Here is a 14,550-nt window from a genome sequence, read left to right as displayed (position 1 = left end):
GCTCGAAATAGACCCCGATACGAGAGCGTTCTCTCTGGTCGGCGCATTTATGGGCCATTTTGCACTTCTTGAAACTCGCATCGGAGCTGCTCTGGGCGAGGTAGTTGGCGTCAATGGGGCACGTCGAGTAATCATCAATCGAACATAGGGTTCGACGAGAAGATCAAAACCGTACGCACAGGGGACCGGAACCGGATGTCAGGCTTCTAAAGCCGATGGCAGAAACCGGATACGCTGTGGCGGCATTTGAGGGCCCGTTCCTGCTCTTGATTATTGCCTGTGAGCTGTGCGCGAAAATCGGGAATGGAAGGGCCGGAGGCAGGAAGCACGGCCTCAGGCCGAGGCGCTAATCAAGCGGGTCGGCAATGATCGCGAAAAGCTCAACACGGCCGCCAGCGAAACTAAAGAAGTAGTCGCGCGTTGGACGGCAAATAACGCTGTTTCGTCTCTGAGTATGGTTTAGGTCAGGGTGGTCAAGCCAACGTCGCGTAAGGCAATCAATGCGTCGAGCGCTAGTCAAGCGAAGTCGCCCGCTCGTGACGAGGTCACTTTAGCGCCGCCCGCTTTCCGGCCGGTCCAGCTCGCAACGCTCGTGGACACGGTCCCTGCCGGCGATCGTTGGATCCATGAAATGAAATACGACGGCTATCGTATTCTCGTTGCGGTCGGCGGAGGCGAGGCGCGAGCCTACACACGATCTGGTCTGGACTGGTCTAGCCGTTTTCCCTCGGTCCTCTCCGAGGCTCGCAAGCTCAAGGTGCGCTCCGCCCTGATTGACGGCGAGGCCGTGGTTGTCGATGCCGAAGGAAGATCTAACTTCCAAGCGCTTCAAAATGCATTGAAGGGTGCCCCGGCGACTATCGACTTTTATGCGTTCGATCTGCTGCAGCTCGACGGCGAAGATCTGACAAGGCTTCCTCTTGTTGAGCGCAAGGCGAAGCTGGAGGCGATCTTGCCTGCGAAAAATCCGGTCCTTCGTTACTCCGACCATATCCTCGGCCGCGGAGAAGAGCTGCTCGATCGCTTCTGCGCTGCCGGCCTTGAGGGCGTCATCTCAAAGCTCGCGGATTCGAGTTATGTGGCGGCCCGCGGCGCAAGCTGGCTGAAGATCAAATGCATCAGGCGGCAGGAATTTGTGATTGTCGGCTGGACGCCGTCCGACAAGGTCCGCGCGTTTCGGTCCTTGATCCTTGGCGTTCATGACCGCGGCAAGCTGCGTTACGCCGGGAAAGTCGGCACCGGCTTCGATACCGCTGAACTTCTTCGTCTCTTGAAGATCATGGCGCCGCTTGAGCAGAAGGCCGCCACCGTCGACGCACCACGCGCCGAAGTGCGCGGCGCACACTGGCTCCGTCCGAAACTGGTCGCTGAGATTGCCTTCACCGAAATGACAAATGAAGGGACGTTACGACATCCGAGCTATCTTGGTCTCCGTGAAGACAAGAAGCCGGAGGCGGTCGTGCTCGAGACGGAACGTCATGCAGCCGATCTCGCCGCGTCTGCGACAACCGCCATCGCGATAAGTAACCGTGACCGCGTCATCTATCCGGAGTCCAACATCACCAAGGGACAGCTTGCCGACCATTACGCAGCGGTCGCGGCGATCATGCTTCCTTGGGTTGGCAGCCGGCCGATCAGTCTGGTTCGATGCCCACAGGGCCGCGCGAAGAAGTGCTTCTTCCAAAAACACGACGCCGGCAGCTTTGGCGACAAAGTCCACCACGTCGGCATCACGGAGAAGGACGGGCACGAGGAACCATATCTCTATGTCGACGATGCCGACGGACTCATGACTTGCGTCCAGATGGGAACGATCGAGCTGCATGGATGGGGGGCTCGGATCGAGGATGTCGAAAAGGCCGACCGCCTCGTGTTCGACCTCGACCCCGATGAAGGCCTCGATTTTGAGGCCGTCCGCGCCGCTGCCTTTCAGTTCCGCGCTATCCTTAAATCTCTGGGGCTTACGACTTTCCCGATGCTGACGGGAGGCAAAGGAGTGCACGTCATCGCGCCCCTCACCCCTGGCGCCGAGTGGCCAGAGGTGAAGGACTTCGCGTCTCGCCTGGCGCAGGCGGTCGCCCAGAGCGATCCGGCCCATTTCACGGCTGTGTTGTCAAAGGCGCGCCGCAAGGGTCGCATCTTTGTGGACTATCTACGCAATCAGCGCGGGGCGACCGCGATCATGCCCTACAGCGCAAGATCACGTCCGGGCGCTCCTGTCGCGGCACCGATCACGTGGGCGGAGATGAAGACAATAGATGCGCCCTCTCATTTCCACGTGGGCGACGCTCCTGAATTAAAGAAACGCGCCGCCTCCAAAGCTCTGGCGGGATGGGGTCGCGCTGACCAATCCTTGCCCAATCTGTAGCGCCGACGCGGGAAGAGGCAGTAAAGCCGGGATTTAAAGGGCAACGCGGCGCTCATGGTCTTGCCTGATTGGAACCTGCGGAGATCGGCCTCGTTGGGCTGAAGCCATGGCAAAAAGCGATCCGAGGACCGTCGCCAGTCTTTTGAGGGAATACGCGCAACGGGCGTCTATGCGCGGCGACAATCCCTATCGCACAAAGGCATACTTGCGCGCGGCAGACAGTCTGACGGCGCTGTCGCAGCCGCTTGATCGGATCATCGCCGCCGGCGCCCTCACCAAGATCCCGGGGATCGGTGACGCGATCGCAGACATCGTGACCAAGCTTTACCAAACCGGCACGCACCCAAGCCTTGAGAAGCTGCGCGAGGATGTTCCAGCTGGCGTGATGGAGCTGTTTGCCATACCCGGGCTTCGTCCCGATAAGATACTGAAGCTTCATCAGGCGCTCGGCGTGAACTCGCTGGCGGAGCTCGAGGCCGCAGCAAGAGAAGACCGCATCCGCCCTGTCAAAGGCCTCGGCGCCGCGCTTCAGACAAAGCTGCTGCAGAACCTGGCCATCGTGCGAAGCGGCGAAACGCAACTTCACCTGCACAAGGCCGCCGCTCTTCTCCACCATGCGGTCATATCGGTAAAGCAACAGCATCCAGAGTTTTCGCGCGTGGAAATTGCAGGTGACTTCCGACGCGGTTGCGAGCTCGTTTCCGACTTCGCCCTGGTAGCACAGGCCAGAAAGTCGACTGGAATCGAGGATACGACCCTCAGGCTTGTTGTCACGGACAGGAAGCACTTTGGCGCGAGCCTGCTCGAAGCAACCGGTTCGGCAGACCACCTTGAGCAACTGAAGACGTTCGCGGCCGACAAGGGATTCACCCTAAACGCCGACGGGCTCCATCGCGGGAGAAAGCTGATCGCGTCAGCGACAGAAGAAGAAATCTACCAAGCTCTAGACTTGCAGTTTATCGAACCTGAATTGCGCGAAGGCAGGGACGAGATTGAGCGAGCGGCAAAGCAGAAGCTACCCGCCCTCATTCGGGATGAAGATCTGCATGGCATCCTGCATTCTCACACGACCGCATCCGATGGCACCGAAACGCTTGAGGCAATGGCTGAAGCCACGCGTAGGCGCGGTTTCGAATACTATGGTGTCGCCGATCATTCGCAGTCCGCTCACTACGCAGGCGGCCTTTCGTTGCAGGAGATTGCTGAACAGCACCGCGAAGCTGACCGGCTGAACAAGGCATACAATGGAAAATTTCGCATATTGAAGGGCATCGAGGCGGACATCCTGGCGGATGGCTCGCTCGATTACCCGAATCATATCTTGGAGCAGTTCGATTTCGTCGTCGCGAGCGTGCACAGCCGCTTCAAGTTGCCCAAGAAGGAACAGACGGAGCGTATCATTGAGGCGATCGGAAATCCTCGGACGACAATTATCGGGCACATGACCGGTCGCCAGCTGTTGCGCCGGCCCGGTTATGATCTCGACGTCGACAAAGTCCTCAAAGCGTGTGCGAAACACGGCGTCGCTGTCGAAATCAACGCACATCCGTGGCGACTCGACCTCGACTGGCGCTGGCATCAAAAGGCACTCGATCAGGGCTGCATCTTCAGCATCAATCCGGACGCTCATTCGATCCGCGAGCTCGACCACATGCATTGGGGTGTCGAGATGGCGCGCAAGGGCGGTGTTCCTGCGAAGCGGGTCCTGAACGCGATGCGTTTGACGGCCCTTCTTGCGCATCTCGCACGGCGCAGGCAAACGTCCTAAACTGCTTGTGCGCCCGGCCTATCAGCGCAGGAGTCCGTCATTCTCAAAATCTTCCCAGCCGCGCAAACTGGAGTGCGCGTTCTCGTCGGGGCCGTAGCCAGTTGAAGCTGCAGTTCCGCGACCGCTTCTTTGAGCACGTTTCATAGCGGCCTTCCCCGCGGCTCGCCGCCTGTTCTCTGCAGCTGTCGCTGCGTCCTGTTCGCGCCAGACCGTAACCAGGTCGCGGTCAAGCACATCCTCCACGTGCTCCGGGTCGAACACGTGAAAGGTGATGTTCCTTGCCCGCCCGCGGAGTTTCACGGTTTTCGTCCCGGCGCTCTGCAAGCGACCATCTTTCAGCCAGCGGTGCCGTTCGGCCGTCGAGATCGTCAGAATGTCCTCGATTTCACGGGGGATTACGGGCAGGTCTTCGATATTCTGCAGTGCTTTGGATACGATCCCGAATACCACCTGCACATCATTCTCGGCGCCCTCAGACAGGCGCAGGGTAAGCACGCGGGACTCGATATTGAGCAATTTCCTGAACTCCGTTGGAAGGCGGGCGCGTATTTCGAGAAAAATACCCCTCGCTCTGACGGACGATCCAAACGTTGCAGCCGGGGTTAAAGGCCACTCTCCAATCAGCTTCGCTGTTGCATTGATTTTTCGGCGCGTGGACATGCCCCTTTATATAGGTCACCGATTGTCGGCAGCGACGAGCCGATCGCAAAGCCAACATGAGTTCTAATCCGCCAGCGGTCTGAACCACGATGCACTAAAGGCGCAACCACGATTGTTAGCGGGGCCGCTTGCAACTTCGGCTAACAGGAAGCGGCAGAGTTAATCTCAAAGTGCGATATCAGGCGCGTTGCCGCCTGGCGGCTTTTTGGGGGCCGCAACCTGACCGTCCGTGATTGGGAGCCACATGACTAAAGCAGCTGTTCGGCTATTGAGTCTTGACAGGCGTCCTAGGCACCCGCGGCGTTCGAATTCAATCGCAAATCCCGCGTCGATCGCGCTTCGCGCAATGAGATCCCCAAGTTCCCAATCCGTGAGGTCGCAAAGCGGAAATATTACAGCGTGGCTAACCTCGGATATCGAAATGCACGGCCTGCCGACATTGTCGATCAGGTAACGGACAAACGTCCGACAGGTGGGCATCTGCGCGAGCGCAGATCCCATGGGGAGTGGATCGTGGCCCGCACTCTGGCAGAGTGGGCCATCGCAACTCGCTCTTTGGAGGCCCTTTCATGCATCTTTCGACCACCGATCAATCCGAGCTACAAGCCGCTGTCCGCGTGGATCTTGGCGCAATCTTCGTCTCGCTGGAGCTGTCCAGATCGACCTGGCTAGTCACCTCGATTGTACCGGGCAGCGAGAAGATGTCACGCCACATGGTCGCCGGCGGTGACAGTGCCGGGCTGCTCGTCTGCCTCACCGGGCTGCGCAGCAAGGCCGAGGCGCGCACGGGCACGCTTTATCCGTTGGTGGTGATCCAGGAGGCGGGGCTGGACGGCTTCTGGATCGACCGGGTGCTGAACCGCGAGGACTGGATCGAAAGTCACATCGTCGATGCGGCATCGATCGCAGTGTCGCGCCGCCACCGTCGCGCCAAGACGGATCGGCTTGATGGCGAGGCGCTGATCCGCGCCCTGCTGGCCGTCAAGCGGGGTGAGCCGCGCGTCTGCTCGATGGTCCGGGTGCCGACGCCCGAGAATGAGGATCGCCGCCGGACCAACCGCGAGCGCAAGGTGCTGGTCGCCGAACGGGTCGAGCACGTCAACCGCATCAAAGGCCTGCTCTTCAGCCAGGGCATCCGCGACTACGAGCCTTTGCGCCGCGACCGCCGCGATCGCCTGGAAGAACTGCGGACCGGCGATGGCCGCGCCCTGCCGGCCCGCATGAAGGCCCAGATCGGCCGCGAACTTGACCGTCTCGAATTGCTGCTCGGCCAGATCAAGGCGGTGGAGGCCGAGCGCGACGCGCTGCTCGCCGCGATGGCGGTGGACGCCTCGACGCCGGCGGCGATGTTGCTCAAGCTGAAGGGCATCGGGCCGGAATTCGCGACGATCCTCCACGCCGAAGGGCTGTTCCGGCATTTCAACAACCGCAGGCAGGTGGCCGCCTACGCGGGACTGGCACCTTCCCCATGGAAGAGCGGCACGATCGATCACGAACAAGGCGTGTCGAAGGCAGGCAATCCGCGGCTGCGAACGACGATGGTCGAGCTTGCCTGGCTGTGGCTGCGCCATCAGCCGGCCTCGGGCCTGGCCCGCTGGTTCAGCGAACGGGTGGCGCGCAACGGCGGCCGCCTCAAGAAGGCGATGATCGTCGCGCTCGCCCGCAAGCTGCTGGTGGCGCTGTGGAAATACGCGACCGCCGGCGTCATCATCCAGGGAGCGCTCATGAAAACCGCATGACCGCTTCCACCACCCTTTTCCTCCATTCCGCAAAGGCCTGATCAGCCTTTCGGATCCAGGTGGGCGAACCGAAAATATGCATGGCCTCAACAGCCGATCGGCAGAATGGTTTCGTCTTCCTGAGCCTGCGCCCGCCGCAAGCGGGATATTGGTGCTGCCGCCAGGAGCGGCGACCGCATGTGAGGTGGATGAGGCCCGGCGACCGGGCCGCGTCACGTGATCGGGCTCAGACCTTGGACCGAAACTGCGAAGGAGGAAAATCACACTTGACCATGTAATCCCCATGTGAGGCATATATGGCCTACGAATGGAGCCGTGGTTCTACGACATCGGCTGTTTTTGCATCGAAAGCGACGGGCACACCGTGAATTATGGATGCCGCCGCCAATAGCTCCTCCTGGAGAGGACATAGGCTTCGGCGGCTCTTTCAACCGTGACGGTGTGAAAAGTGTTAGTGATGTGAGTTCCTCCCTGAAACCCAAATCAACACGATTTATGGCACCAATTCGGCCGCCTGCAAGAGTTTGTCCGATTCCGAACAGTTAGGCGGAGGCGAGGCCGAAGTGACTTTGCTCCTCGTCGCCGTAGGCACCATGTGTGAGTTGTATCATTCCAACCGGTCGACAATTGTGATCTCGCCGCGCCTGGCGTGAACCAGCCCCCGATACTCAGCATTTGGAGGGCGGTGGTAACGCCCGGGCGCCGAGTGCCAACCATGGTCGCCAGAAACTCATGCGTCACGTAAATCTTGTTTCCTTCGACCCGGTCTTGGACCATCAGCAACCAGCGGGCCAGCCGCTCCTCGATTTTGGAGTGGCCGTTGACCAGTGCCGTCCGGGACGACTGGATGAGGAACGCGTGGGCATAGCGAAGCAGTGACTCGCGAAGGGATTGGTCTCTGCAATCGCAAGGGGAAGAGCTTCAACCGGGAGGATCCAGCCATTACCTGCGACTTGGATAGTACTTAATGTCTATTTTAGACAGTCGCCGCGACCTAACTTTTGATAACAGGTCAGGGTCGCGGGATGCCGAGCTGCTTGAAATACCGAGTTACCTCCGGATGCTCGCGATCGTCCCGCCTCAACCGCGCAAGCGCGTCATCATCCCCGACGAGCGCCATAGCCAAACCAGGAGCGTTATTCTCCACGGAGCACCGGGCATTGTCTGGTTGTGAAGACGGTGCTTGATCACCAGCCGCCTGAGTGTGTCTTCGCTTACGTTGTAGTCGTACCTGAACAGATCAATGGCCCTCTGGACCGTGATCGCCTCTGCCGTGGGATGTAGAGCGGCCGAAGCCGTTCGCCTCTTTCCGGCGCTGTTTTGACAGGGCGCGCATTGATTCGGCCCATCGCGCTTTTCTGGCCCGATATCAGGGAACGATATCGCCCCCCATGTATTAGAAACCTATGGACACTACGGAACCCCACGGGATGGCGGCCGATCTTTTGACATCGGAAGTTGCCAATGCCAGGCAGCGCATCCACCGGACTGAGGTCGCGCTTCAACGCACTGAAGAAATGCTGGCCGAAAATCTCGCGCTGTGCAGCAGGATACGAACTGCGGTCGAGGCCGCAGACCGCTTGGTGAAGATCGATCCCCCGAGCTTTGAAGGACGTCGCGCGGGTTGAACTGGGCCGGCGTTTCATTCGTCGCGACCTTCAGGCCACCGGCGCCACGACTCGCGCTCAAGCACGGGGGCAACCAGGTCGACAGACGGCGAGCGCGGCTCATCGTGCGCGGCCTGGTGCTCGGCGAGGAACCTGTCATACGCAGCTTGTCGATGAGGCCTACTTTGATCAATCGCAGGCCGTTCATGAGTTCCGCCGTTTTACAGGTCTGACACCCACGGAATTTTGGGAGCTGGCGAGACGGTCCGCTCACTTCTACGAGTTGAGATCGCCGACTTTGGCTCGCAGCAGTCAGTTAGTGGGTTGAGCCCGCCGGGCAAATCGGCGGAAGCTCCGTTCCTCCGGAACCACTGCAAAGCCGGCCGCAACGATCAACCCCGAAAACGTTTGTCCGATGTAGGGGGTCGAATCGCTCTAGCGCTATCGGCAATACGGCGCGTCGATCGAAATCACCTGTTAGCCTCTCCTCTGAGCGCGGCTGCAGCTCCCTTCAGGCAAGATGCGCGAGCAGACGGATATCTATCTGACCCAAAGCAAACAGAAGCCGCATGCGCAAAGGTTCCTGGACTGATGCTCGGCTGGCGGCAACTTGCTCGCCAGCCGAGTGAGTTCAGGCGGTGGTCAGGGGAGGCTGGCCAGCCACACGCTGGTGATCCCAACCTGTGCCGATGTGCCAATCAGCAACCTTCGTCGGTCTTTTTCACCTGGCCTGGCGCGGCGGTGTTGGCTGTCGTGTCCTGCTGACCAGGCGCCGCCTGCTGAGCGCTGCCAGTCTGCTGGCCGGGCGCGCAGTCTCTGGCCGAGTTCGGATTTGTGGTGCCGCTGGTGGTGGTCGTGTCGGTGCCTTGATCGCCGGACATGTTGGTCCCGCTGCTCGTCGTGCCGGTGCCCTGATCCGTCGTGCTGGGCATGGTCGTCGTGGTCGAGGTTCCGCTCGTTGAGGTTCCGCTCGAAGTTCCGCTGGTCGTCTGGGCAAAGGAAAGCCCGGCCGACACCGCCAGCACGGCCGAAGCCAAAAGGATGCGTTTCATCTTCTTTCTCCTGTCTGAATGCGCGGGGTGCGCTGGCAAATCCAACAGGCAGACAGAAGGAGTGTTCCCCGATCAAGTTCAACTTTTGTAACTCTGGTCGTAGGTCAGCCTTAGGATGGCTGGCGTATATTAGAAGCCTCTTGAAGAAGACACTGCCCGCACCAGAATCCATGGCATGGCTCGGAGAATAGGCATTGGTGACCAGGTGGCGATTACGGCCAGGGTTCTGACGCGGGTAACAGAGGACCGCGTAAGGGTCTCGATCCCAGGTTACGACTTCCCACATTCCATCATCGATCACACCAAGGTGAACCGAGGCCAGCAAATCGACCTAAAAGGCGAGGTCACGCGCATCGACGAGAACACTGTGACGATCGACCTCGGGCCATTGGTCACGGTCGACCGTGAGAAGGTCCGGTTGGTGGAGAAGTATCGGCCGCCAAAACGACCAAAGGCACTTGCAGATGCCCCGGGTTAGAACCGACAACATCGCGACCGGCTATGAGGGCAGGCCGCATGACGGGCCGGTAGAGGACGAGTCGAAGCACATGGTCTACTGCCCAGTCTGCGGCCAAACGTTCGACGCGCGCGATCTTGGACAGGTGTTCCACCACGCTGAGCCGCAGCACGAGCCGCTTCCGGTCGAGCAATAGTCCAGCTAGTTGAGCTCCGGCAGACCGACGTTGAGACCCTTCAGCGCGCCACCGACGTACGTTGGATGAGAAAAGGGTGCTGCGTGCACCGCGCCTTCCCCGCGCGCCGATGTTCCACCTGGACCGCAAAAAAGTCCCGCCGCACTGCCAGAACGGCGGGACCGATCAAACGCTTTGCACCAGGCGGGGGGATGCGGGGGGTTGGGCTTGCCAAGTGAGCGCGGACCGTAACCAACCCTAAGCGCAACAGCGGCAACGCGTCCACCAACCGCCGGTTGGAGCGACAGGACGATTGAGCCGCCGGCAGGTCAGGTCATCCCGGGTCGCTATCGCTCGCAACCACACGGTAGCGGAAATTGTTGCGGATCTGGTCGTTGAAATAGCGGCCCTTGGCGAACGCGGCCCGGAACGCGGCAAAGGTTTCCGGCGGTACCCCCTCAAACTCGTACCGCTTGCCGCTGGCGACGAACCACACCGAGAGGGTCCTTCTATCCAGATCATATTCCATCTTGCGGATCGATGTGGAGGGCATGACGGCGGCTCCATTCGAAAACCAATCAACGAGCGGAGAGGCCGTCGCGTTCCTTGTGACTGCGGTGGTGCGGTGAGGCACAAGGCTCAATGCGGAGCGCCAGCCGCCGCGATAAGCGCCTCGTCGAGAATCCACTTCAGCTTCGCCGAGCGCTGGTAGCTTCATCTGCTTGCCGTTCTTACTTGCCAGGAACGACATGCAGCGGTCGCAGTATGCCATGCGGGGACCTTCAATATGTCGCCGTATGTCGCCGCGTCGGATGGCCAGGAAGCGGCCAGTGCCAGTTGGACTTTGTAATGGAGCGGCGCAGCGGCGAGCGTCCACGGGCCGTTTTCCTTGCGCCGGTCTTCCGCGATCTTGGCGTTTCCCACGCATCGCTGCAGGATTTTCGCGAGGTGAATTGAGACCTGCCACGACTGTCAAGAGCCGTTCGGCGGGCTCTGCTCCGGAACAATGTCCTCTTCTGAAAGTTTTTTCCTTAGGCCGCAAAGGAGATTCGAAATGTCAGAAAGCCGCGAATGGTTTGTCCAATGGCTTAGAGATGCTCATGCCATGGAAGAGCAGGCCGAAACGATGTTGAACGGGCAGTTGAGCCGTATCGAGAATTATCCCGAACTGAGCGACCGGATCCGACAGCACCTCGACGAAACGAAGCAGCAGGCTGCCCGGCTGAAGACCTGTCTCGATCAGATGGACGAGGGTTCATCCACGATGAAGGACGCTGGCGGTAAGCTGACGGCGATGGCGCAATCGCTGAGCGGCGTCTTCGCCGGAGACGAGGTGATGAAAGGATCGCTGGCGAGCTACACGTTCGAGCACATGGAAATCGCCTCCTACACGATCCTGATCGCCGCTGCTCGATCGCTCGGCGAAACCGAGGTCCTTCGGGCTTGCGAAGAGAATCTGCGAGAGGAAGTCGCGATGGCGGATTGGCTGAAAAGCCATCTTCCCTCCACGACCGAGCAGTTCCTTGCGCGGGCCGAAGCGGACAGCGACAGCGCCAAGCGGTGAGCGGGTGGGAACGTAGGATCGTGAACTGGGTGATGGGGATTCGTCCGCTAGCGAGTCCCCTTCGTGAACGCTGGGCGACGAACAAGGCTGACTGTAGCAGGCGGTCGTCGAGCTGCATTTCGAGAAATTGCTACGACGAGCGACTTGCGGCGTAAAGCGTTCGTCTGCGCAAGCCTGGTCAAATACGCATGGCAATAGCCAGATCGGAAGGGCTAGCGCCGCGCTCGGCGAGATCAAGCTCGAATGGGCGTGTTAAAACGTTCGGAACGAGGTCGCGAGCGGAGATGCCCGAGAAAATGACTGAGCAGTTGCGTGGGCGGGCACCGATGAACGCCAAGCCGGATCGGAGAAAGTTCGTCCCGAGCGCGGACAGAGGGCGCCAGCGACGGGCAGAGGTCCCTGTCAGCCCAGCCCAACCAGGGAACTTACATGGAAAACTGGCGTTAATATCGCGCAATGCGGGAGCGTGCAGATGTTTTTGCTCGCAAAAGATACAATTAAGTTCAGCATTCTTGTGGCGCTTTCGGCCATATTCGTCGATGCGTCCATCGCGCACGGCCTGCTTTGGGAGAATGATCCATACTGGACCTATTGGATAACCAAGACTTTCCTGATCGCAACCGTCTTTCTATTTGGTACGGCTTTTCTCGGCATCGGGATCATTCCAGGCTTGGTCCTGACGGCGGTCCACACGCTCATTCTGGAGATTTACTATCAATGGCTTGCGCCCGTGGGGCTGCCGCAGGAACCCGAATGGCTCGACTTCAATCACCTGTGGATTACCGGCGTGCCGGTGCACTTCTTAGCGATCCTAGGTGGTTATCTGATGGCGCTGTGGCTTTGGCGGCGAAACCATGTTGTTGCTGAGACCGAACGTGGGGAGACGTGGCGGTTCGTTGTCTACGGGCTCGTTACTGCTGTGATCATCGTTGCGGCAGACGGTGTTTTGACCCAGACGGTGCTATTGCGCGACTTCCCAGGCATCACCTTCTTCGTCCAGCACCTTTTGATCAGCTTCGTTTTTGTCTGTGTCTGGACTGCTTACGCCGGTGCCGGCCGGCTGGGCTGGACCATCGGCGCGCTCATGCTCGCCTTCGTCTGGACCACTTACAGCATGTATCTGGGCCCACGTGGCCTGCCGCTCGATCAGCCTCATTATTCCGGCTACAGGGATCTTTGGTGGCTGTCGTTTCCAGGCGGTTTCGTTTCGGCACTTATCGGCTGGTGGGTCGGCGGTTGGCTGATGAAGAAGCGACGCGTAATCGGCCTGGCTGGGATCGGCACGCTAGCCGTCCTGCTGGGTGTCCCTGCCGAACCTGCCCACGCCCAATCGAGGGGCACCGACGGTTTGATCGCAACCGCACGGGCTTCAGGCGAGGGCATGCGGGTGACCGGGGCCGATCCGTACGCAATGAACAGCACCGTGCCTATGAACGGCACCATTGCAATCCAAACCGTGGAAATGGGCAACCGCTGGTCGCACGTTCAGAACACGGATGGTTTGCGAGTCTCGGCCGGGTTCACCTCCGGCGACGTCGCCTATACGGTCAGCATTGACAAGCCAATGCCGCGCCACCCGCTCGGAAAATATACGACATGGTCAGGCGTAGCGTATGAACACGAGATGCACGGCAACACTGGCATCGGCACGGGCAAGCTGCCGAAGGTACGGCCGGAAATCGCCCTTTGGGGCTGGGCACAGGTGAGCCGCAACGGGGAAGTGATCGCACGAGAAGCTCCTGCCCATGTCATGGTGATGACGAAGGGCCCCATCAAAGGCGTAATGCTCGAAATCGACACGGAGGACCAAGGCCTAATCGCAGAGCCGGATGGGTATATCAACGTGATGTGGCCGAAGGTCGAGGCGCTTCAAATGCCCGAGGGGCAGGAGCGGATACGACAGATCATCGGCTGGATCGCAATCGTCGGTTTCGTTGTCCTCTTCGGGGGCTTGGCCATTGTTGACCGGAACGACGTCTCACGCGCACGGGCCAAAGAGCTCTGAAAGGTTGCCAAAGGCATTCGGGTCCACGGCGAAGCGCCAGCATCGCCGCCGGCTTGAGCTGCCAGTCGTCGCTCGACCACCGCCGAGCCAAACTGACTTTGCCTTTCATGGATTTTGCCGGACAAGGCGCGCCCGCCGCCATCCAGTTGTCGATTGACTCGTATGTCTCCTCCGCCGAGATTGGCGCGGGATCCCGATCCGCTCCGGGGGCCCAGCCGCAGGTAACCAATTTGTCGTCGCGCACATGCAGCGCCACATCCTGCAGGCTGCGCCCGCTATTGGGGGCGGGACCCTTGATCTGGGCGCAGATTTCCGGCGAGGACTTTTCATGGGAACTATCGGTATTCGAGTGGGCTGATCCGGCTGGGTCGGCTCGACGGCGGCATCGAGCCACGGCTGGTGCCAGGGAAGTTCGACCTCCACATCGAACTCATTCCCTGGCGATCCTCTCACACAGAGCAGACATGCTGGAAGCGATCCCGCGGTCCAATGCTTCGTAACGGTGCTTCGACGAAATTGGAGGCTCAGGGATTCTCGAGTACATCTGCAGTTGGATGTAGCGACCGCCGAGAGCTACGCGGCTTGGAGCGCGGGCGTATCGTCTGTGAAGCGACCGGGTGCGTCGACTGGATCAACTCGCAGGTTTGGAGAAGCTTATGGCTTGGCAACTGCACGGCACGTCACCGGCAAACCGAGACGCGTTCTCTATCAAATACCCGAGCCCCATTCGCGGCAAGGTATTCCAGAAGCGTTCCTGAGGGTGGCGTGTGCCGGAATGAAGGGGTACGGGGGCTTCGCGCGAGCCAGTTATCCAATCCCCGCTCAAAAGTCTCTACCAAACATTTTGACCCATCATTGCACACGAAATCGCATGAGGGCGCGCCTGTCCTGCATGAATACTAGGGAACAATTCCGCTCGAGCGGGAGTTCGATCCTATTTCGCCGGCAGGCCCCAGCCGAGGCCGCTCTTGAAGAAATAGACGGTGTCGATCGGGACCGAGGCCTGCTCCAGGTGCGTCCTCAGTCCCAAGTGACGGGCTTCGAGGTGAGGCTGCAGCAACGCCAGATCCGGCGCGCTCAGGCGCCGCAACAGTTCGTTTCCATCTGCGCTGTCTCCCGATCAGGGCGGAAGCGCGATGGTCGCTCACAGCTGAC

General features: G+C 60.0%; 13 protein-coding genes. 8 read left to right on the top strand and 5 right to left on the bottom strand.

Annotation, left to right across the window (positions count from 1 at the left end):
* Nucleotides 1-469: 469 nt before the first annotated feature.
* Together ligD and NKI47_RS29920 are read left to right on the top strand one after the other, a co-directional pair.
* Nucleotides 470-2,368 (top strand): DNA ligase D, encoded by a 1,899-nt coding sequence (gene ligD / locus NKI47_RS29925; RefSeq protein ID WP_352594641.1) that lies wholly within the window; start codon nt 470-472, stop codon nt 2,366-2,368.
* Nucleotides 2,369-2,474: 106 nt separating this feature from the next.
* Nucleotides 2,475-4,136, top strand: coding sequence for a DNA polymerase/3'-5' exonuclease PolX (locus NKI47_RS29920; protein WP_352594639.1), 1,662 nt, complete (start codon nt 2,475-2,477; stop codon nt 4,134-4,136).
* 21 nt (nt 4,137-4,157) lie between these two features.
* Here the strand turns inward: NKI47_RS29920 and NKI47_RS29915 are convergent, their stop codons facing one another.
* A complete protein-coding gene (locus tag NKI47_RS29915) occupies nt 4,158-4,796 on the bottom strand; it encodes a hypothetical protein (protein WP_352594637.1) in 639 nt (212 codons plus the stop codon).
* A gap of 569 nt (nt 4,797-5,365) precedes the next feature.
* Between NKI47_RS29915 and NKI47_RS29910 the strand changes: the two genes are divergently transcribed.
* Nucleotides 5,366-6,535 carry an IS110 family RNA-guided transposase gene (locus tag NKI47_RS29910; RefSeq protein WP_352594635.1) on the top strand — a complete coding sequence of 390 codons (1,170 nt, stop codon included), beginning with the start codon at nt 5,366-5,368 and terminating at the stop codon, nt 6,533-6,535.
* 483 nt (nt 6,536-7,018) lie between these two features.
* On the opposite strand, the gene NKI47_RS29905 is transcribed toward NKI47_RS29910, so the two are convergent.
* The gene (locus NKI47_RS29905) at nt 7,019-7,312 is read right to left on the bottom strand and encodes a hypothetical protein (RefSeq protein WP_352594651.1); all 294 of its coding nucleotides are present in this window, start codon (nt 7,310-7,312) and stop codon (nt 7,019-7,021) included.
* 653 nt (nt 7,313-7,965) lie between these two features.
* Between NKI47_RS29905 and NKI47_RS29900 the strand changes: the two genes are divergently transcribed.
* A complete protein-coding gene (locus NKI47_RS29900) occupies nt 7,966-8,163 on the top strand; it encodes a hypothetical protein (protein ID WP_352594633.1) in 198 nt (65 codons plus the stop codon).
* Nucleotides 8,164-8,840: 677 nt separating this feature from the next.
* Here NKI47_RS29900 and NKI47_RS29895 read toward each other — a convergent pair.
* The gene (locus NKI47_RS29895; protein WP_352456137.1) at nt 8,841-9,194 is read right to left on the bottom strand and encodes a hypothetical protein; all 354 of its coding nucleotides are present in this window, start codon (nt 9,192-9,194) and stop codon (nt 8,841-8,843) included.
* 175 nt (nt 9,195-9,369) lie between these two features.
* On the opposite strand from NKI47_RS29895, the gene NKI47_RS29890 reads away from it, so the two are divergent.
* Together NKI47_RS29890 and NKI47_RS29885 are read left to right on the top strand one after the other, a co-directional pair.
* Complete coding sequence (locus tag NKI47_RS29890) at nt 9,370-9,672, top strand: hypothetical protein (protein WP_352594631.1); 303 nt, start codon at nt 9,370-9,372, stop codon at nt 9,670-9,672.
* Complete coding sequence (locus NKI47_RS29885; RefSeq protein ID WP_352594629.1) at nt 9,659-9,847, top strand: hypothetical protein; 189 nt, start codon at nt 9,659-9,661, stop codon at nt 9,845-9,847. Before NKI47_RS29890 ends, NKI47_RS29885 begins: the two co-directional genes overlap by 14 nt.
* Nucleotides 9,848-10,160: 313 nt before the next feature.
* On the opposite strand, the gene NKI47_RS29880 is transcribed toward NKI47_RS29885, so the two are convergent.
* On the bottom strand, nt 10,161-10,598 hold the full coding sequence (locus tag NKI47_RS29880; protein WP_352594627.1) for a KTSC domain-containing protein: 438 nt from the start codon (nt 10,596-10,598) through the stop codon (nt 10,161-10,163).
* 282 nt (nt 10,599-10,880) lie between these two features.
* On the opposite strand from NKI47_RS29880, the gene NKI47_RS29875 reads away from it, so the two are divergent.
* Both NKI47_RS29875 and NKI47_RS29870 read left to right on the top strand, forming a co-directional pair.
* Entirely contained in the window at nt 10,881-11,390 is a 510-nt protein-coding gene (locus NKI47_RS29875) for a ferritin-like domain-containing protein (RefSeq protein ID WP_352594625.1), read from the top strand.
* A 472-nt stretch (nt 11,391-11,862) separates the two neighbouring features.
* Nucleotides 11,863-13,395: a hypothetical protein gene (locus NKI47_RS29870; protein WP_352594623.1), complete on the top strand. Its 1,533-nt coding sequence runs from the start codon at nt 11,863-11,865 to the stop codon at nt 13,393-13,395.
* Between the two features lie 934 nt (nt 13,396-14,329).
* On the opposite strand, the gene NKI47_RS29865 is transcribed toward NKI47_RS29870, so the two are convergent.
* Entirely contained in the window at nt 14,330-14,485 is a 156-nt protein-coding gene (locus tag NKI47_RS29865) for a hypothetical protein (protein WP_352594621.1), read from the bottom strand.
* Between the last annotated feature and the right edge of the window lie 65 nt (nt 14,486-14,550).

It is taken from the genome of Mesorhizobium sp. M0633 (assembly GCF_040320645.1).
Taxonomy (GTDB): Bacteria; Pseudomonadota; Alphaproteobacteria; order Rhizobiales; family Rhizobiaceae; genus Mesorhizobium.
Note: the sequence above shows the minus strand (reverse complement) of the source record. Positions and strands in the feature narration are given on the sequence as shown.